This is a genomic window from Mycetohabitans sp. B46, from assembly GCF_037389205.1.
GTDB lineage: Bacteria > Pseudomonadota > Gammaproteobacteria > Burkholderiales > Burkholderiaceae > Mycetohabitans.
On the sequence record NZ_JADBGL010000011.1, the window covers coordinates 43973 to 66116 of the forward strand.

The following is a 22144-nucleotide window of genomic DNA, read 5'->3' on the forward strand; positions in this document are numbered from 1 at the left end:
GATTATCGGGCTCAGGCAGCCATCTACTGGGCGACATGCAATGACGCTGTCAGGCGCGTCGGCCTCAGCGGCTCGCTCTGCCGCCCATTCATGCCCGTTCGGCCCGCGACGATAGGGCAAGACACCGCCGGCGCGCTCCAAATCCTTGCATACGCGTGAAGAGCACGGCATCACAGACATGAGCGCTTATGAAACGAATGCTTGCGAACGCCGGAAGACATGCTGTCAGCAGCACGCTGAGCGTGGCTGTTTTACACTTTGTGTGAAGTTTGTGCCGTGGGCTAGCATCGGTTCGACACACAATTTAGCATGGCCATGTGAATCACCGTGCGAAATGCCTTCAGCATAGGCGCCAGCGCGACCGCGCGACACAAACCGAACTGCACAATGACGACTTAGCCAGTTCGCCGCCATCGTTGCACCGCGCTGCGGCAGCCGATCCAGTAGCCGGCGTTTCTGGAGATCGGCCAATAAGGTAGCGTAGCAAGGGCCGCGTTTGAATGGCCCGTCACGATGCCCATGATGTGCGGCTGCGGTGTCGCTGTGCATGGCTCATCACCGTGGCTCTTGAGCAAACGAAGCATCGTTTGAGCCCGACCGTCCCCTTCCAAAAACATCCATGCGGGGAGTGGGCAACAGGCATTGAAGGGAAAATCCACACCGGTGCCCGAGTGATGAGATATCGTGCTTGACCGTCATCTTCACTAGCCAGGAAGTGGGAAAACCCCATTACGTCCGACGTTGACACCAACCCATCTGGTGTTTCCGATGGAACCCGCAAGCCAAGCGTCGCAGATGCACTTAAAAATTCATTTTTTCAGATGGATAAATTTTACAGATGCAAACAACATAATTATTACATCATTTGTTCTCCACTGCCATCTCCAGTTATCGGCACACGCTGCTTACGTGCTTTCCTATACTGATTCTGGCGTTTTTTGAAAAGAAAAATTGCTTGGATGGTTCCCAATTTAGTTCTATAGTGACTTCACCTCATTGGGAAGCTATGCACTTGGGAACGGGACTTCATTCTCGTACGCGGCGTGGATTATCAGAAGAATGGGGTGATTCGTCGGCAGCCGCGACTGCCGTTTCATACAGGCGATGTCTGGAGTGAACGCAATGACGAAGTACTCTGATTTAGTCCAAGCCACGTTGTCCTTACGCGGTACATCCGTTTTTCCTATCTCTCTTGTCTCGAACCATTCTGCAAACTGGGACGCAATGGTGCTTTAGTTCGATATACATCCGGATAATGGCTTTCATGAGCGGGAACATCGTTAAAATCTCCCTCATTTCAATCGTAATCTGAAACATTGCAGCACCCTACCAAAAGCTCGATGTCTTATCGAATGCAAATGATTCGATAAGCAAGCAATATTTTCATATTTTAAAAGGACCGACCAACAGCAAAGCATAAAATTAAACAATCATTCAATAAATCGCAATAACGCCGGATTCAATTAACGCAATCAATGTTAGCCTCAGTAAATTAAACGACGATGTGAAGCGATTTTTATATCTGCGCAGACAGTGCCGCGCTTAGCATATGATATGCCTGCCAGTCTCGAATGGCACTCATACCGAGCTGGTTGGATTTTCAATGTGCTAGGCGCTAGGCATTCGCCTCGGATGCGCGTGCGCGTGCGCCACAATAGCGGCGCGCAAACTGGATACTAAGTGGTAAAGCCATTTCCTTATATTGAACGAGTGCAAATTAATATGAATAATCAAATTGCTAAGCTTGAAACTTCTGGCCCAACTAAAGTAGTGCATTCTTCTTCACTCGGAGCACAAAGCCCTGCACTACAGAATAAAGAGCATTCGGCTCCATCGCACCGGTGCGTAATTGTGGGCGGCACCACATTGGCTGTACACTGTGCGCAGCAACTTGTTGCCTCAGGGTATGTCGTCCAAGTGGTATTGGCAACTGACGCAGTGCTAAGGACATGGGCAGCTCATGAAGGAATTCTTTGTGTCGATACGGTCGATGCGTTAAATAACAACATCAAACAGCATCCGGTAGATTGGTTATTCTCAGTCGTCAATCCGCTCATCCTGCCAGCGTCACTGATTGAGAACATCCGCAAGGGTGCGTTCAATTACCACGACGCACCATTGCCCCGTTACGCAGGCACTCACGCCACTTCCTGGGCGTTGCTGGCTCATGAGTCTCATTACGCGATTACCTGGCACTATCTTACCGCTGCGGTGGATGCCGGGCATATTGCAGTCCAACGTCCTGTTGCAATCGATGCAGACGAGACCACACTGACATTAAATTTAAAATGTTATCAGGCAGCACAAGAAGGTTTTAATGAGCTGCTGTCTGGTTTGAGTCAATGCTCATTAGCCGTACGCTCGCAAGACCCAACCCAACGCAGCTTTTATGCCAAACACCGTCGTCCTCCGGCTGGTGCCTATTTACGCTGGACAAGTTCAGCTCGGGATTTATCTGCATTGGTGCGTGCGTTGACGTTTGGTGAGCTTTATCTCAATCCGTTGGGCTGTCCGAAGTTGTTGCTTCAACAAGGTACGGTACAGGTGGCGCGTATTACGAGACTAGACCAGCGTTCCAGCGCTGTAGCTGGTACGGTGATCAGCATCAAGCCTCACGCCTGGCAAATTTCGACGGGTAGCGAAGATGTGTTGGTTAGCGGCTTTTCCACCCTTGAGGGCGAGCCTTTGCCCGCCCAGGCTTTAGCAATACAGTCAGGCATTAGTCAAGGCGATAGACTACCCGAGCTGACCCAAGAACAAGCCGATTCGATCACTGAGATTCATGAAAGGCTAGCCCCCCACGAAGCTTTCTGGCAACAACGCTTGACATGCCTACAGCCTTTACAGTTGCCTTTTGGACAACGTGAGCATAGCACCGAACCTGAATGGGTAGCGAGCGCATGGTGCCCGCCCTTGCAAGAGAAAGATGCATCAAATCAGACAGCGACAGCGCTACTTACTGTATTTGCGATCTATCTGGCCCGTCTGACGGCGCAAACGCAATTTCAGATTGGCTGGCACGTCAATGAAGCCCACAACTCGTTAAATGCCCTCGCCTGCTTGGCGTCAGTGGTGCCCATGGACATCGGGGCAGAGTTGGATGAACCTTTTGCAAGGAATTTGGCCAACATTCAGGCAGAGTACGCTCGCCTTGAGAAACATCGCACATTTGTGCGCGACTTAGCCTCCCGTTCACCAGTACTTCGTGATTTGCCCGCCTTGCGTGCAAAACATCCTTGGCCAGTGGCCGTGTCGGTATTACCTAATGAAACGCAGTCTTATCTGGTTTCTAGCACAGACGCAGTTGGTACGCTGATAACGCTTCAAATTAATTCACTTGGAGCATTTCGCTGGGTATATGATGCCAACCGTTTGGATGCTGTTCAGGTCCAGCGCATTAGCGAGCATATACGCGAGTTGGGCCATGCGTCACTGAATGCCGATCATGCTGACAAGCCAGCTAAAACATTAAACCTGCTGCCATCAGCCGAGCGAGAACTACTACTCAATACATGGAACGCAACACAACGGGATTACCCAGCGCATTCGTGTGTCCATCAATTGTTCGAGGCGCAGGTAGCTCGCCTACCCGAGGCTACGGCACTCGTGCATGAAGGCCAAAAGCTCAGCTATATTGAACTTAATGCTCGGGCAAATCGCTTGGCACATCAGCTAATCGAGTTGGGCGTGAAGCCCGATGCGCGGGTGGCGATTTGCGTGGAGCGGAGTCCTGCGATGGTAGTGGGATTGCTGGCGATCTTGAAGGCTGGGGGCGCCTATGTGCCGCTGGATCCGGCGTATCCTAGGGAGCGGCTCGCGCACATCCTGCAAGATGCGGTACCGCAGATCGTGCTGGCCGATACATCGGGGCGCGCCGCGCTGGGTGATGCGGCACTGGCCAACCGTACAGTGCTGGATCCGAACACATTATTGAGTCAGCCTGACACGAATCCGCAGGTACCAGGCCTGAGTTCAAGTCATCTAGCGTATGTAGTCTATACGTCCGGTTCGACTGGTACGCCTAAAGGGGTGATGGCGCATCATCAAGGCGTGGTCCGGTTGGTCCAAGAAACCGATTACATACAGGTTGAGCCGGAAGCGGTCTTTGCATTCGCGTCGAACATGGCATTCGATGCAGCGACTTTCGAAATCTGGGCACCCTTATTAAACGGCGCTCGCATCGAGGTTATCGATCGAGAAAGCCTACTTTCTCCGTCTGCCTTAGCTCGTAAGCTCAAACAGCGCGGGGTGACCGTGCTCTTTTTAACAACGGCACTTTTTAACCAAATCGCTAAAGAACAGGCTGATGCTTTTAGTGATCTACATTATCTGTTATTCGGAGGAGAAGCGGCAGATCCCCAATGTGTGTCTCGCGTTTTGCAGGAGGCAAAGCCGCGGCACTTGCTACATGTGTATGGGCCAACGGAAACGGTGACCTATGCGAGTTGGTATGAAGTGCGCAGCGTCACTCCAAGTCGGAGCATCCCGATTGGCCGACCGATTGCGAACACGAGCATTTACTTGCTCGATGCCTACGGTCAGCCGGTGCCGCTGGGTGCGGTCGGCGAATTGTATATCGGTGGCGCGGGTGTCTCTCGCGGCTACCTGAACCGGCCGGATCTCACTGCTGAGCGCTTTGTGCCTGATCGGTTCTCGGCTACCCCGAATGCCCGCATGTACAAGACGGGCGATTTAGCGCGTTATTTGCCCGATGGAAATTTGGAGTTTCTAGGTCGCAACGACCATCAGGTCAAAATTCGTGGCTTTCGGATTGAATTGGGCGAGATCGAGGCTTGCTTGGCCCAACACGCGCAGGTACGCGACGTGGTAGTGCTAGCGCTGGGTGATGACAACAAAAAGCGTCTGGTGGCGTATGTGGTGGCGGAGGCTGACGAAGCGCTGTCCGGCACCTTGCGCGCCCATGTTTCTGCGAGTTTACCTGAATACATGGTGCCCAGCGCATTCGTGCGACTCAATACGTTGCCGCTGACACCGAACGGCAAGTTGGACCGGCGCGCACTGCCGGCGCCGGATGCGGAGGCATTCGCGCATCAAGCGTATGAGGCGCCACAGGGCAAGCTCGAGACCACGCTGGCTCAAATCTGGTCCGAGTTGCTCGGTGTCGAACGCGTGGGCCGTCACGACAGCTTCTTCGCGCTCGGTGGGCATTCACTGCTTGCCGTGCAGATGATTGAACGTCTCAGACGCCTCGATCTTACCGTATCGGTACGCACACTATTCAACACGCCCACACTCAGCAAGCTGGCCCAATCGTTGGGCCAGCACTGTGAAGTGGCCGTGCCGCCCAATCTCATTACACTCGAGACTGCAACGCTGACCCCCCAGTTGCTGCCATTGGTCAACCTTAACCAGGCCGACATTGACCGGATTGTCGAACAGGTCCCCGGTGGCGTCGCAAATATTCAAGACATTTATGCGTTGTCGCCGATGCAGGATGGTATTTTATTTCACCATCTGCTGTCGACCGATGGTGATCCGTATTTGCTGATCGCCCAAATGGCGTTTGATGACAGGGCGATGCTCGACCGTTACTTGAATGCGGTCCAACAAGTTGTCAATCGACACGATATTCTTCGTACTGCGTTTTTCTGGGAGGGTCTATCTACTCCTGTGCAGGTCGTTTGGCGTCACGCCCCGCTGTCAATCACCGAACTCGCTCTCGATCCGGACGAGGGGCAGGTCACCGAACAATTGGCCCAACGGTTCGATCCCCGACAGCACTGCCTCGATTTGACTCAAGCTCCGTTGTTGCGGTTTGTGATTACGCAGAACAATGACGGTCGTTGGCTACTAGTTCAACTATTGCATCATCTAGTTCACGATCACTCGACGCTAGAAGTCATGCATGCGGAAGTCAAGGCTTTTATCGAAGGTCGAGGTGATACGCTGCCACCCGCACAGCCGTTTCGTAACTTGGTTGCGCAAGCGTACTTAGGCGTATCGCAAGTCGAGCACGAGCGTTTCTTTACCGAGATGCTTGCCGACGTGGAAGAACCGACGCTACCGTTCGGACTGGCCGACGTGCATCACGACGGCACACAAATTACCGAGGCACACCAAAGGCTACCGCAAGCTTTAAATGATCGGCTACGTGCCCAAGCCAAACGGTTAGACGTAAGTTTGGCCAGTTTGTGTCATCTGGCCTGGGCGCAGGTGCTCGCTCGTGCAAGCGGCCAGCAACGTGTGGTATTTGGTACGGTGTTGTTTGGACGGATGCACGCAGGCGACGGCGCAGACAGTGCAATGGGGCTATTTGTCAATACATTGCCGTTGCGTGTGGATTTGGACAGTGACAACGTTGCAGATAGTGTGCGAAACACGCAAGCGCGGCTGGCTGCGCTGCTCGAGCATGAGCATGCGTCGCTGACGCTTGCACAACGCTGCAGTAGCGTACTAGCGGGTACACCACTTTTTAGTGCGCTGTTGAACTACCGACACAATGCAATACAGACGGTTGGGAGCGAAACGTCTCCCGGCATTGAATTCCTAAGTTTTGAGGAGCGTACCAATTACCCTCTTATACTGTCAGTGGACGATTTTGGCACTGCACTGGGATTGACAGCTCAAATTGCACAGCCGTTCGACCCTGCCCGTGTATGCGGTTATATGCAACAAGCCCTGGAGAGCTTAGTCGAAGGGCTCGAGTACACGCCCGATATGCCAGTTTGGCAATTGGAAATATTATCCAGCGAGGAACGAGAGCATTTGCTCAAAACGTGGAATGCAACTACAAAGCCGTATCCAAAGCACCTGTGTATCCACCAGTTGTTCGAAGCCCAGGCTGAATGCACGCCGCAGGCCACCGCACTGGTATGCGAAGACCAAACACTCAGCTATGCACAATTGAATGCTCAGGCCAACCGCCTTGCACATCGTTTGATCGAACTGGGCGTTCAACCGGACGTACGTGTTGCAATTTGTGTAGAACGCAGTCTTGCAATGGTGGTGGGGTTGCTCGCGATCTTAAAGGCGGGTGGTGCTTATGTACCGCTTGACCCAGGGCATCCATCTGAGCGCCTCGTCTATTGCCTCAAAGATGCAGCACCAGCCATTCTGCTAGCCGATGCGGCTGGCCGTGCCGCATTGGGCGAAACAATGCTCCATTCGCTGACCGTGCTCGACCCGGCTGTATTGCCAGAATCCTCCAGCATCAACCCCAATGTCCCCAAACTTACCTCTAATCATCTCGCTTACGTGATTTATACATCCGGCTCGACCGGTGCACCAAAAGGTGTAATGATCGAGCATGCACAAATTGTGCGCCTGTTTGAAACCGAACCATCTACAAAACATCAAGCACTGAAGAGCCCTCAACTGGCGTATAGCTTAACGCCTACTGATCGCGTCTTGCAAAAAACACCTTTTAGTTTTGACGTTTCTCTCTGGGAAATTTTTTGGACTTTAATGAACGGCGCTACCCTTGTGGTAGCGGCACCAGACGCGCACAAAGATCCCTATGCCCTCATGGACTTAATTATACGGCAGCGTGTCACTACCGTTCACTTTGTGCCGTCCATGCTTCGTATTTTTCTCAACAGTGGAAGTATTCAACACTGTACGTCTTTAAAGCAGCTAATTTGCAGTGGAGAAGCGTTATCCAGTGCAGATATTCAAATTTGCCAAGCCCTGCTTCCTCACGTGCAACTGCATAATTTGTACGGCCCCACCGAAACCTCTATTGGCACAACGGTCTGGACCTGCCCAGTAGCATGGACAGAAAAAAATGTTCCGATTGGCCGACCGATCGCGAATACGCGAATTTACCTGCTCGACGCTCGTGGCCAGCCAGTGCCACTAGGCGCAGTGGGCGAATTGTATATCGGCGGAGCAGGAGTGGCACGCGGTTATCTGAACCGTCCACAGCTCACTGCCGAACGCTTTGTACACGATCCCTTCTCGGATCAACCCGATGCGCGCATGTACAAGACGGGGGACTTGGCACGCTACTTGCCCGACGGCAACTTGGCATTCCTGGGCCGTAACGACCATCAAGTCAAAATTCGTGGCTTTCGAATTGAATTGGGTGAGATCGAGGCATGCCTGGCTCGGCATGCGCAGGTGCGTGATGCGGTGGTACTGGCAACAGGCGAAGATCAGGATAAACGCTTAGTAGCCTATGTGATAGCGGATGCAGACGAACAACTGGCCAACACGCTCCGCATGCATCTAGCAGCTAGCCTACCTGAATACATGGTGCCCAGTGCATTCGTACAGCTTAATGCGTTTCCGCTCACGCCGAGCGGCAAGCTGGATCGCCGCGCGTTACCGGTACCTGACACGGGTGCACTTGCGCTTCAGAAATATGAAGCGCCGCAGGGTCAACTCGAAACTACGCTTGCTGAGATCTGGGGCGAGTTGCTGGGCGTAGAGCGAATAGGGCGTCAGGACAGCTTCTTCGCGCTTGGGGGGCATTCACTGCTTGCTATTCGGATGATTGAACGCATCCGCATTGCATTGGGTATCGAGATTACTATTCTTTCGCTGTTTGAAACTCCCACCATCGCAGGACTGGTACAGCGCTTACTTCAACGAACAGGTATTCGCGATGACGCCTTCGCTGTTGTGCTTCCTATTCAACCCAATGGCACCCGGCCACCTCTTTTTTGCGTTCACCCTGTCAGTGGGTTGAGTTGGCTCTATAGGAATTTGATAAATTACTTAGATACTGATCAACCCATTTATGGCTTGCAAGCCCGAGGGCTCAATGGCGCGTCACCACTTGCGGAAACAATTGATGAAATGGCGTCGGATTACATCGAGCAAATTCGCCGCATTCAGCCTAACGGACCCTACCATCTGCTAGGATGGTCTTTCGGCGGCAATGTAGTGCAGAGTATGGCAGCGCAGCTAGAACAACAAGGGGAAAGCGTGGCGTTACTGGCTTTACTGGATAGCTATCCAGATTATGCTCAGCGGGTTGATGATCCAGAGAAAATTCAAAAGGAATTTTATATCGATCTACTGTCCAGGTATGGGAATGATAGCATTCCAAATGTGGGAGAGTATTTATGGGGAAAAACTCATGATGTTATCAAAAATAACCACCGTCTTTTAAAAGAAGCTTCAATTCCTGTCTATGGTGGCGATGCACTGTTTTTTTATGCAACGATAGCGGATGATGAATCCATTCCGCTAGCCTCTCCTGATCTGTGGAAACCTTATATTCTTAAAAATATTGAAATATGCAATATACATTGCAAACATAGAGACATGGGGGGAGCGGGACCGGCCGCTGAAATTGGGCAGATTTTAGCCCAGCGGTTAGGTAGTCTATATGTCAGCGCGAATTCCAGCGCACCTGGCGTGAGCGGGTAAGGAGGCTCACGATTGCGTCCGCAACCACGAACTTGCGGACGCAATCCATGACAAGATAATTGTTTGATTCGTGCAAGATTGAGCGGTGACCGCCCGCAAAATGCTTCGTCGCATCATCCATACACCAGCGGCACGCACTCATCAAACCACGGATGATCGCTGCCATCGATTTGGTGGAGCAACCCCGTGAATCACCGGACACAGTCACCCACTTACAATAACGGGTAGGCATGCGTCCCACAACAAACCAACTTTAAGCTGTTGAACTGGTTCCAAGGTTAGGAAACGTCAGCCACTGGGTCGTCACCCTATTGATCATTCCAGTGGCCATGCGTCGCATACCTGAGACCAGCCCGCCCTCAGGTAGGGCGTGATACCCTCCGTAAGCGGCCCCGCCCGCTGCAGTGGCAAATGTTATCGCACCGGTGCTCGCTGGAAGTGCACCGATTCCCACTGCACCTAAAACGGCGCCTCCAATGGCATACCCTGCCGTCGCCCTGATCCGATTCCCCAGCAACCAGCCTGCCACGCGCCACCCGAATTGAGCAGCCCGTCCCCCCCATGAGCGCCCACCAGTCAGCCCCATAGAATGGGCGACATCCCGGACCAACGAAGCACCGGTGTCGAATATGGATTCGCCCAAACTCCGGGTATACGCATTGACGGCGTCGAATCCCAGCCAAAGCCGAGCCTGCGTTTGGCGTGCCATCGCTCCCGCCGCCTGACCCACTTCCGTGGCCCCCTCGATCTGGCCGTGTAGATAGCCCATTGCACCACCGCCCAGTGCCGTCCCAACGAGCGCCGGTATATCGGGGGCCGTCTCGATGCCCACGGCACGTGAAATACTTTCATATTCACCCACAGCCACGCCGCCCGCATGGGCACCGGCTACGCTCGCTTCAGCATTTTGTTCCGCCCACCCTAAAACTGAAATCGGCGCAGTACCGGCCATGGCCACCGCGGCCCCAGTATGCGAGGCGCCATGCATCTCGGCTGACACAAACGTGGTAGCCGCAGAACGAGCGCCGTAACTTAGGATCCCCCCACCCTCTCGTTGGATCTGTTGCGCCTGATGCGCCGCATGTCTGCGTGCAAGCCGTGAGGCGGCCGACACAGCAAATACCGCACCGCCAATGGCCGCGGCAATACCCACGCCCGCGACAACCAGCGGCGCGGCGCCGGCCAACGCGGCAATGCCCCCCGTCACCGCGGCAGCCGCCCCTCCCCAGCGCAATGCCCTGCCGACTTTGCCCAAGAAACTCAGTTGCTTGGGGGACGCCGTCGCAATGACAGCTTCCTGGCTACGCCGGGTCGCGTCACCTGAACCGTCACCGCGTCTGAATCGCTGAATAGCTTTATAACCTCGGTAGCCTGAGTAAATGAGCCCTGCAGTCGCCGCTACCGCGCCGATGACCACACCCGGCACGCCCAACGCTATGGCACCCGCCGCTAGGATCGGCGTCACCCACGGTATCAGCTTCGGGCCATGCTTTTTTGCCATGGTTTTAAATAGCTGCCAATTCGACGCCTTTAACCCATTCGGATCCGCGTGGTTGATCGGATTATTTCTAACCATCGCGTAAAGATTTAGACCATCAACCGGTCCTGCTGGATCGGCACTCGCCCAGCGCCCCAACCACGGCTGGTAATAGCGGTGGCCGTAGTAATATAACCCCGTCGCATCACGCTCCTTAACCGAGTACCGGACGAACTTATATTTCACTTCACAATCGTTGCCGCCCCACACCGCGGTGCCGCCATACGGGTAGTATTCCTCGCGCGTTAAAATGCGGGCGTCACTGTCCAATTCCAAGTTCACCGAGCCGATCAGATTACTCACGCTCCAGCGGTACTGGTCATTGGGTATCTGCGCGGGCTGCCCCACGCGCCAATGCAACACGCGCGCCATGCCCTCTGCGACGGTGATCACTTCCAACGCCTCTTCGACATGGTCATCCACGCGCGTCGTGCGAAGCTCTAGGCCCGGCAGGTAAATCACCTCTTCGGTGCGCCACGTGTTGCCGGTCTTCGTGCGACGCTGCTTCCACACGCGCATTCCGCTGCCATCGTAGCCGTATGTTTCCCGGTCGCTGTCATCGTCACTGCCACGCTCGACGAGCGTCACCTGCGCCAACTGATTGCGCTCGTTCCACACCAAAGTCCGGCCGGGCTGCAATTGCAAGCCGTTGCCATTACAATCAAAAAAATCACCACTGTCGATGTCTTCCGGTCGCAGATTGCCCTGTTCGGTCTGCGCGACACCGTGGTTGCTTCGGGTCGCAATCACGATATCGTTGCGATAAGCGTTGGCCCCTTGGCCTTGATGCCGGATCGCGGTGAGGTTGCCCCCTCGATCGTACGTATAGCTGCGGGTGTAGTGGGTCAAGTTGATGGGGTCGCGCTGCGGTGTCGGCAAAGCCGGCCCCTGGCGGCCGGCCGGGGCGTTCTCTCGTCCGCTGGCCTCCAGCAATTGGTACAGTGCATCGTAGCGGTACGTGTGCAGCGGCACGACTCGCTGGTTGCGGAAGTGGCGGGTTGGCTGGGTGGTGTCGCCGATGGTCAGGATGTTGCCAACCGGATCATACGTATATTCCTGCGCTTGCAGCATCGTGCCATCGTCACGGCGCGTGTTCGTGCACAGCAGGCGTTGCGTCTGGGCTTCATAGTCGTAGGTCGTGACCATGCCGTTGCCGGCTGTCTGGCTGAGCCGCTGACCGGCGGCGGTGTACCGGATGTCGCCCACGATGATCTGCTCGTCACTCACGTCGGCCAGTTTGAGCCAACTCGTTTGTAGCCGACCCGCCACGTCGACACGAAAGCGCTGTCGGTTACCTTTCGCATCCGTTTGCGAGACCGTGTCGCCCAACGCCCCATATTGCCGCTCGGTGGTCCACGCGTCGGCCGACAGTTGAGCCGCCCACGCCGCCTCGTCTTCGCCTGCCCAATTGGCCAGAACATCCCGATTGGCCAGCAACTGCCGGGTATCCTGTAATGACTTCCCGCTTAGGGTATATCCCGCCGTGCGAACTTGCCCCGCCGAATCGTAATAGCGCGCCACCTGTCCTCGCAGATTATGCGCCGACGCCTGGGGCGCTTGTTCGCCATAGATGATGCGCTCATGGCACCGCTCAGCCTCATCTGAAGCCTGAACGTAGGTGGCAACCGCACGCCCCAGCACGTCGCAGACCTGCCGCCATTGGGTGCCGCGACCATCCTGGCTCCAGGCCAGACGGCCCTCCACGTCGAATAGCGCAACGCTCAGCCCCGCATCCACACTGTCACGACGCAGCGCGCGCCCGCTCAATGAGCTGACACAACGCACATTCGGTGCCACCGTGGGTTCTTGCTGCAGTGCACCAAAAAGGCGTGCATCGGTCGTCGAGAGCAGATGTCCCAATTCCGTGTGCTGCGTCACACTCACGCGCTCGTCCAACGCTGACATACTGCTATCGCGATTGTAGTGAAGCGTGCGAATGCCCAACCCGCGGTTATCCATCACCTGTATCACCGGCGTACCCTGACAGACGTTTTCCCACTCGGTTTCGTTCATCGCGTACCTTTCGTGTTTGTCCACCGTGCATTGGCAGGATTAGCCGGCCGTGTCATTTTCGTCTTCATTGACGACAAACCACGGATAAACACGCGTCCTGCGCTCATACCCTTTTGCGGTCACGACGCGCACCGCCCGTCCGATGGGGTCGTAGTAGGTGGTGTCTGCGTAACCGAAACTGCGCATGGCGCGATCCGCAACATACGTCCAATCATTCATGAAGTAGGGTTGGTAGTGACGCACCGGCTGACCCTTGTTGTCGTATTCGATCCGCCCCGACACGGCCCAGCGTGGTGCTGAACCGGTATCCACTTCCTTTGGCTTGCCATCAGCATCAACGACGATCTCACCTTCGGCAGTCCGCTGCCACGCCAACCCGCCGGGCGTCTTGGCGCAGCCTTGCAGCGTGCGGCCAAAGCCGTCGGTATACGCGATATCTACCCGGACTTGCTGCGCTGTGTCATTCGGATATCGGTCAGCGGTCAGCGTCACGGCATGGACCGGATTGCGTGCAGCGCGAGCCAATGCTTGGCGCACGGGCTCGGAAAGGCGCTCCAGCACCCCGCCACGTAGCCCGTCACGCGCGCTCACGCGAATGTGGCCCTGGGGCGTGATGAGCCGCTCGGCGATCAGCTGCAGCCAGCATACGTCTACCGCTTCGGGCGGCAGCGCTGAGCGGGACACCTGTCCCATCCACGCAAACCAATCCGTCGCATGAACGCTTGCCACCCGCTGCGCCGAGGCCCCGGCTTGGTCGATCGCCTGCTCAACGGTCAGCCCCGCGGGCACAGGGGAAACCGTGATGGAATCAAATCCCACAGCGCGCGCTTGCTCCGTGCCATAGAATGTGCTGGCCACCACACGGCCCATTGCATCGAACTGCACCTCATGGTGGTTGTCGTTAACATCAGTTATGCGCCACGGCTGCAGAAATCGATAGTCATATTGCGCCGACGTGATGTTGCCCAGCGCATCCTGTACCTGCGTCACCACACAGCAATACGGATCGTACGATAGCTGCGTGGCACCGGTAAGCCGAGTCTTCTGCACTTCGCTCGGAACATAAAAGCTGTCTGCACCACGGTAGGTGCGATAGCCGCTGGCGATCACCCACACCGGCGCTTCGACTGCATTGGGCATGGCCAATACGGTCGGTGACGTTTGGTAGCCGGCGTCCATAAGCTTTGCGGTCAGTGTCGGCTCATCGAGCAGGCCGTCGTAGGCGGCCAGGCTGGATGGATCAAGCTCCGCGACTTCTTGGTGATCGACCAGTGCCACAAAATCGGGCATGCCATCGGAGTCCGTGTCCCGGTACACGACGACGCTTTGACCGCCGAATACGCGCACTTGGCCATCGTCCAGCAGTCCATCGGCCTGGCTCAGGTTTTCAAAGTTGAGGCCCCCTGACGGCACGCGCGCTGCATCATAGGTCAACGCGTTGCTGCGGTGCTGCCACGGCAGGCCAAGCCGCCACTGCTGAGGGTTCGTCAGATGCCAGACGCTTGCGCGCTGTTCAGTGAGCCGTAGGCACTGCTGCTGTGGGTCGTACAAGCTATGCCATGCAGTATCGGGTAACGTATTCGGGTAAGGCGACATCGACGGTTTGGCACGCCGGGGATAGTGAACCGTCACACTGTGCAGCGGCACACCATAAGCGTCGATGCACAATGTCACCGTCTGGCTGACTTGCGGATCGCCATCGATGCGCTCGTACGTATAGTCCAGCTGCTCCAGCGGCAAGGGCATGGCAACCGGTGCGAGATCACTGCCCGCCGCTTGGACTTCACGCACTTGATAACGGGCCACGGTCACCCGATAGGGCACCTGCTGATTGGGCGTCTCGTCTAAACCATAGATCTCCGTGCGCAATACACTGCCGTTTAACGCGCGGTACAGCCACCAGCGGCGCTTTGCATCCGGATCGTCGAACGGCACATCCTGGCTCGTGTTGGTATCCCATCGCGTCAAACGTGTTGGGGGACAGTTGAACGCATCGGGGTCCTGCCAAGGCTCGCCGTACAGCGCCGCTTCGTCCGCTTCCTGGCCCGTGTGATACCAGGTTCGACTCAACCGTGGCGGCGTATTGCTGACGTTGCGCCCTGCGGGCTTCGCATCGTCATTGGTATCTTGTGACTCGACGAAGCCAAACCCGCGAAATTCCCGCTCGCGCCCGTCGTAGACCCCTTTACGATACTGGTATTGCTGGACCAGTTGATTGCCAGAGATTTCGTCGAGTTGGATGTGCCGTGACACCACGTGCACCGGAAACGGCAGGCCACTGACTGCGCCCGTGCCTGACTGCTTCTCATCGAGCCATTCTTGAGCCGAACTGCGGTAGACAATCCGGTGCGCCATCCCCATGTTGTTGTTGATGTCGTGCATCAGGTAGGGCTTGGCAGGGGCGAAATCGTAGCGCCAATGCTTTGGGCTCGGATGAGGCACCGACAGCACGAGGCTCGCCATGCCCTGCCCCTGGATATCCGCTACGCTGAGCGCGCAGAGCCGGTCAAAGCGCACGCCCGGTGGCAAGGCCAGCTCGACGGGCGGCGCAAAGCCGTTGCCCGATTGATTGAAGAAGATACAAATATGGTCACTTTGCGCATATAACAGATCGGCCGCGCCCGATCCGTCCAAATCTGCTAGATATACGCAAGTCGGATTAAATTGCTGTGCATTAAATGGCAACCGCGCAAACCTGAACGGTTGCCCCAAGCGGCCGCGCCCAAGGTTCGGCCAGACGGTCACTTCATCGCAGCGAATGCGGATTAGGTGCGACTGGCCAGAGCCCAGCAGGTCACAAAATGCCACGACCTCCCGCGCATCGCGTCCAGCAATGGGAAGTGTCGACGCCTGCTCTACGTCTACGCCGGGCGCAAAGCCGTGCCGCTTATTCGCGTATAAGCGCACGCTCTTGGGACCAATGAGCGCGAGGTCGGAGAGCCCCGCACCCATCAAATCGGCCAGTGTCGCCTGCTGGTTGAAAAACTCAACGGGCAGCGCCGAGAACGGTGTAAAAGTCGACCAAGTACCGTCGGGCGCCAGGCTAAAGTAGCCAGCCAGACCCGGTTGCGTAACAAGCCAGTCTAGCCTCCCATCACCGTTGATATCCGTCAGCGCCATCGCCGGCGACTGCAGTGACGGGATTTCGGGCAACGGCCGCCACGCGTCATAGGTCACCGCATCGCCGCCTTCGCTGCTGCGCATGGGCGCCCGATAATACCAAAGGGGGCCAACGCGATACAGGATGCCGGCGATGCCCTCGCCATGCAAATCCACCAGCTGATACGGGTGCGCGTTGTTCAATCCGGGAAAGAGATCACATGGCTGCCACTGGCCTGACGACACCGAAGCGTCGAACGGCGTGTAATCCAGCTCTAGCGGCGGCAGTGACTGCAACGTGCCGTCTGGCTCATAAGCGAGCCGTTGCACACCAACGAGTCGGGTGAGCACCGGATTCTCGTCATACTCGAGCAGCAGCCTGGCGACGAGCGTAGCAGGCTCGCCCAGTTCATCCGGAAAGTGATGAAACATCAGCGCCTGACGACATAGGCGGTGACAGCGCACTTCAAACCCGTAGTCGTAGCGCGAGAACGCATCGCGCCGAACCGGCCAATGCGCAGTCGCCAACCACGGGGGCCGGATTTGCGGGTCGGTACCACGCTCACCGTAATCGAGCACGAGCGAAAACAACCATGGCTCGTCATCCAGCTTCGATGAAGTGAACAGATACAGTGCGTTGGCGGCCAACACGTTGCCATACTTCACTTGGGCAAGGTAGCGATTGGCGGCATGGTCGCGTTGCGCCTCACTGCCTTGTAAGTCGACACCGGCATCATCTTCCGGCTTGTACCCATACCCAATGTGCTGCCCGTTGGGCGAGACCGACTCTTCAAGCAACCACACCGCGATATGGGATGGTTGCGCTGGATCGGCAATGCGGGCCGACGCAGTTTTGCCGAAGCAATGCAGATCACCGCCCGCATCATGAACAAGCCAAAAATCGCCGCCATGGGCTTGGCCGGTCCAATGCTCGATGCGCGCGAAGTCGCGCTCGATGCGCGGAAAGTAGCGCGTCACCCGGTAGGTGTCATCTAATGTTACGCCGTTGTAGGCACCGACCTCAGAAGGTGGCACCACAACGCCATCGGCATCACGCTCCGGCTCGAGTACCTCGCCGCCCGGGCCGATAAATTCGTCTTCGTCGCCGTATTGGGGCGTGCCACAGGCGGTGCGTCGCCCAATGCTGGTTAGCCCGAGGTGCCACCCGACGCCAAATGGGCCATTGCCACTGCCGCTTGCATAGCGCAATGCCAATTGCGGCACGTAGCCGCGGCCGGCCGACACGGGCAGCGGCAGCGTCATCGTCGCCACGCCCGACGAGCCAACCGGTCCAAACGCCTCGCCTAGGCCACGCATGGCCCCGCCGCCTTTGGGCAGCGTCGGCTCGGATAGGGCGATATCGGACGCTGACTGCGTGACTGGCATATTCAACTCCTAAGAGATGCTGACGCATTGTCCAAACTGGCTGACTGCGCTCACGCTCGATGCTCCACGCCGACGAGACGGTGAACAACGTGGCATGATCTGGCTAAGCAGCACGCCTTGCGAGACGTACCAAGCCTACCAAAAATGGATACAGGTGCCTACACGAGCCTGTTTAACAGTGACTAAAAGTCAGGAACGGATGGTATAACGGACATGTAGGATAATGTCGGTCAGATTCTGCAGCAGCGCCTTCTGCCGATCGATCGCATCGGGAAAGCTTAGCGTCAGACTGCCGCTATCCTTTACCGGAATGCCTTCAAACGGCAAGTAACGGGCATCACCAAAATCCAGCACAAATTGACCGCTGTCATTGGTGCCATGGGAAATGGCAATGGCACTACAGCCACGTGGCATCATTACGCTGCCGGTATAGTTCAGCACTGCCCGGATATCTTCATATGGGCCGACCAGCGCCGGCAATGTGACACTCACCTGTTTCAGCTGGCGGGTATGGCCAAGGCTTTCGGGGTAATCGCTAAAAATGTTCAGATCCAACAGCTTGACCGAGGCTTCAATTTGCTGGCCGCTGACTTTCAGTTCATTCCCGGAAGCGCCCGCGCTGCCTTTCCCTTCACCAATGAACTGAGTAAGTTTCTCAGTAAAGTTAAAGCTGTCCGATGGCAGCGCTTGGTACACTTGAGCCAGTGAAACGGTGCGGGTCACTTCCAGCGCGCGCTCATCACGCTCCAGCCACGCTTTTTCCATCTCCGCCAAGTTCAGCAGAAGCGTTTCACCGGCCATCAGACCGGCGGTGGTACCGTTCCAGACGCCACCCCGAATAAAGGTGGCGCCATTGTCGTTCAGTTCGCGGCGCAGCGCTTCCTGCGCCATCAGGCAGAAAGATTGAGTCAAATCAAAGAACTGATAGTAGATTGCGCTCAGCTTCCCGCGCATCCAACTATAGAGCGCTTTATTTGTAAATTTACGCTGCAACAACTCCAGTTGGGCCTGGGTGTGCGCCTGCTGAGTCTCCTGATATTCCACTTGTCGCTGTGCCGCTTCGCGACGGATTTTCAGTGCCTCCAGTTGGGCATCCATCTGCTTCACTTCACCGTCTGCGTTATCACGCTGAATTTCCCACTCCTGACGGCGACGACGATACGTCTCCGAACGGCTGATTTTTTCCGCGGAATACTGGGATGCCGTGGAGGCAAGGGACGTCACGGCCGCAGACGCGTGCAACACTGCTCCCCAACGGCTCCCTCCAGCGGCCAGCCCAAATACGTTTGGCGCCAAGTCAGCCGCCCCTCCTGCTGTTGAAAGCACCTGCCCAGCCAAAGATTGACTTGCCGCAGCATCGAACAGTGCCATTGCCCGTTGTTCTCCGCTGTTGATGTCCTCATCATACAGCTGACGGTACTTCTGCAGGCGGTTCTGCGCGCTGCGACGGCTCTCTTCCAAGACGGCGATATCGGCATCCACTTCGTCCACCATGTGCTGCTGGATGCGGATGCTTTGTGTGGCCAGCTCCATGCCCTGCTGCAATAACAGCGTGTTAAGTTCATCGGCATCGTTACGCTCTGCCATACTGAGCAGGGAAGCGCCGAACTGTGTTAGCTGCGCCACCAAATTGCGGGTCCGCTCCAGCATCACCGGAAAGCGGTACAGCGACAGCGTACCTGTCGGCAATGCACTGCCTCCTTGAGACGCCTGCACCATACTGCTGAGCAGCGCTTTCGGGTCAGTCGGCTCGGCGTAAATGGCCAGCGACAGCGGCTGCCCGGTAATGGAAAGATTGTTGCGCAGATTAAATAGGCGCAAACGCAGCGTCTTCCAATAGCCCGTGAGCGCCGGATTATATTCCGGCAAAAACAGCCCGACCAGAGAATTAGCAGAATAAGGCTGTATGGAAGCTTCACCGCTATCCAACATCGCGAGTGCCTGCTGATAGCCCGCCTGTACGGTCTGGCTAGCCGCCTTCGAGAGGGACGGATTGTCCCACTGGGGGCTACCGTAATCCTCTGGCTCGTCACCAAGCAACTCCAACGCGCGCACGTACCACATTTTGGCTTCATTCAGCGCATCGCGAGTCAGTTCGCGATAAGCCATATCACCGCGCATAATGAGCTGATCCAGCAGACGCATAAAGGTGGCAACCTTATAGTGCGTTGGGTCATGCTGCGCAACGGCATCCGGGTCAACCGCATCCAGCGGATTGGCATTCCAGGAAGTGGTCTCTTCCAGCGGTCGACAGTTCCACGTCCAAGGGGCGATTTCACCATTGACGATATAGCCGGCCGGATTGTACACGTAGTTCATCCATTTTGCGGCCTCGTCGAACTGCTTTTCCTGCAGCAAGCGCTGGAAGCACATCATCGGTGTATAGTAGAACAGTTCCCAATAATAAAGTGCACATGCGCTATTAAAGTCCAGTGGTTCAGTGGTCTTGCCATTATGCATTTGCACACTGGCGAACATATCGATTTGCGAATTCTCATGAATAATTATTTCATTTTTATTATTATCCTTATATTTAAAGTGTACCCCGTTCCAATTACTATCATTGGGATTATTTTGAGTAGTTAAAAACACTTTAGCAACAAATGAATCATTAATCGGCTTATCATCCAGTGGAATAAAGAGACGGACATCAAGTTTGGTTTCCTGCAGCAATCCCGAGTAGATAACATGCGCCAAATCGTTAACCACATGTTTAAGTTTGAGCTCAAATGCTCGACTCGTTCCATGCGTCTCACGATTGTAAGGCGGCAAAGTGAACGTCACGTAAAAGCCTTTGCCTGGCTGAGGCTCCGGAAGCTGTTGGGTCTCCATGGTCAGGATGGTATCGATGCCAACATTCGCTCTGGACACCAGTTGAGGTGCCAGTAGAGTATTAAGACGAATGCGATAAACCCCAAGCTGCATATATTGCACACCAGAATCCGTCTCACGCAGAAACAAAATATCGTCCGGATTGTAATTTACCCGTTTTACAGACAGCGTTTTATCAACCTTACCCAGCACCCGCCCGTCTGTGGCTTTGACCTCAAATGTGATGTCAAGCGGAGCGACATTGTTAGTAAAAACCAGTGAGGATGCGTCAATCTCCAGCGGCCTAAACGTGTATTGCATCGTTTCAAAGCTACCCGAAGGCAGAGATAGTATATTACCCTGGGCAGTGAACGAATATGATCGACTACCAACTTTTGCCGTTACCTTAACATCCTTGGCATCGATATCAGTTTTAATTTCCAGCCAGAACGATGATTTATAGCAGCCAAATTTTTGATATCCAGAAAAATTGTTTCCATCAATCGCATAAAAGCTTTTCTTGAAATCCGATAGCTTATCCCCACCAACAGAAAATACTGCCTCCTTGAGAGAGTTTGGGGAAAAATTATATTCAAACATTCGATCTTGGTAATTATTTCCATTTGGCGCAATAATCAATCTTCTTGTGTACGCAGAATTAAAAATTTTATCTTGAACTGAACCGATATAATTTTTATTTTGATTATAAATGCAGACAGGGCCACCAAGGTTAGAAAGTCCACCGTCACGGCCTGCTGTACTAGCAATAGTGAATGTATGGCCATACTGTGACTGCCCGTCTACCCCGGCAAGTTTCATAGCTTTGATTTGTTTCTTTCTAAGGTCATCACTCCCGCCATCATACCTAACGGAGAAACTTGCATTATGCAGCGTAATTATCAAGCTATCGCTTGAATAGAGGCTACTTATCTGCGCAACGCTATTCTGTCCAATCTGGATGCTGCACCGCAAGCAATCTCGGTGTCTTGAATCGTTGCAAAATTGATGCCGCCAGCGTAGCGAAATCCATATACATGACTTCTCATCCTATAGTCCTTGTTAGCGACTATTGGATAGGACAGCGCTACCGCCCAGCGGTCCAATAGATGGCGCTATGCTGGGCATAGATTGCGTTAAACGACAGGGATCAACGATGTCACCCTTGTCCGCAACACGTCACTATGACGCACAACGTGCTCAAAGCGAAATCGTCTCGCCGTATGTCAAGCGGACAAAGTTTGGAAGCAGAATAAAACAGGAAAAGTAGACGTGCCACGCAGGCGCGAGACCATTGTGTTTAAGCTGGGGTACTTCTTCACTTTCTTCCCTCCAGACGTCGTTTGTATTCAGCCAAAACGGTTACTGTGATGCACCCGTTCGCTGACAGATCAGCTCATCGTTTGAATGCTGCTCACGACACGTTCGAGCGTCGTGCTCAACTGCCATATGCTGCTTCGGACACTAAGGTAGTAACAACTATAAACACTAGCCGGAAAGCATTCAAGCGAATTCTCTTTACTTCATGCGACGAATTGTCATGAGCACCGTCAGGCGTCTACCACTTGCGATACAGGTACTGGATGACTTCTTCACGGCGTTGGTGCTCAAAGTCGATCTCCGGGCGCGCGCTGCGCTCTCGGCTAACGAAGCGCCCAAAGAGCTGATTTGAGCGCGCCGGATCCACTTCTGTGATACCGAGGCAGTAGCACGCAGTGGAATTGGCAACCGAGCCCCGGCACGTTCGTATCGAACCACGCTTTCACCATTCGCGGCGCAGTTTCTCTTGATACGAAAGGCCCTTGGCGTGGCGATCCTTCCACATACCGAACACATCGGTGCCGAGAGCGCGTGCGCGCTCGGCGATATGCACGCCGACCGCGTCGCGGATCACTGCGGCACGCTGGGTGAAGCCCGAGACTGGCTGACCATACAACTCTTTACCAACCAAAGTTAGCGCCAATC

At 55.2% G+C, this 22144-nt stretch carries 5 protein-coding genes and 1 pseudogene; 1 reads left to right on the forward strand and 5 read right to left on the reverse strand.

Translation table 11 applies throughout. The features are described from left to right. The first annotated feature begins 1722 nt into the window (after positions 1-1722). Positions 1723-9336, forward strand: a complete 7614-nt coding sequence (locus IHE30_RS12320) for an amino acid adenylation domain-containing protein (RefSeq protein WP_337690974.1) — start codon at positions 1723-1725, stop codon at positions 9334-9336. Between the two features lie 253 nt (positions 9337-9589). Here IHE30_RS12320 and IHE30_RS12325 read toward each other — a convergent pair whose 3' ends face one another. From IHE30_RS12325 to IHE30_RS12345, 5 genes and pseudogenes are all read right to left on the reverse strand, one after another. Continuing rightward, positions 9590-12886, reverse strand: a complete 3297-nt coding sequence (locus IHE30_RS12325; protein ID WP_337690976.1) for an RHS repeat-associated core domain-containing protein — start codon at positions 12884-12886, stop codon at positions 9590-9592. Positions 12887-12925: 39 nt separating this feature from the next. Continuing rightward, on the reverse strand, positions 12926-17371 hold the full coding sequence (locus tag IHE30_RS12330; protein WP_337690977.1) for a SpvB/TcaC N-terminal domain-containing protein: 4446 nt from the start codon (positions 17369-17371) through the stop codon (positions 12926-12928). Positions 17372-17560: 189 nt separating this feature from the next. Continuing rightward, the gene (locus IHE30_RS12335) at positions 17561-21001 is read right to left on the reverse strand and encodes a hypothetical protein (protein ID WP_337690979.1); all 3441 of its coding nucleotides are present in this window, start codon (positions 20999-21001) and stop codon (positions 17561-17563) included. Positions 21002-21740: 739 nt separating this feature from the next. Beyond that, positions 21741-21917: pseudogene (locus tag IHE30_RS12340) on the reverse strand (hypothetical protein); the annotation flags it as partial. Between the two features lie 24 nt (positions 21918-21941). Further along, positions 21942-22142: a hypothetical protein gene (locus IHE30_RS12345; RefSeq protein WP_337690982.1), complete on the reverse strand. Its 201-nt coding sequence runs from the start codon at positions 22140-22142 to the stop codon at positions 21942-21944. Positions 22143-22144 lie beyond the last annotated feature (2 nt).

What these genes read in the sequence shown, in the direction of transcription:
- IHE30_RS12320 (WP_337690974.1), top strand. Translation starts at nt 1,723, where the DNA reads ATGAATAATCAAATTGCTAAGCTTGAAACTTCTGGCCCAACTAAAGTA.
- IHE30_RS12325 (WP_337690976.1), bottom strand. Translation starts at nt 12,886, where the DNA reads ATGAACGAAACCGAGTGGGAAAACGTCTGTCAGGGTACGCCGGTGATA.
- IHE30_RS12330 (WP_337690977.1), bottom strand. Translation starts at nt 17,371, where the DNA reads ATGCCAGTCACGCAGTCAGCGTCCGATATCGCCCTATCCGAGCCGACG.
- IHE30_RS12335 (WP_337690979.1), bottom strand. Translation starts at nt 21,001, where the DNA reads ATGAAACTTGCCGGGGTAGACGGGCAGTCACAGTATGGCCATACATTC.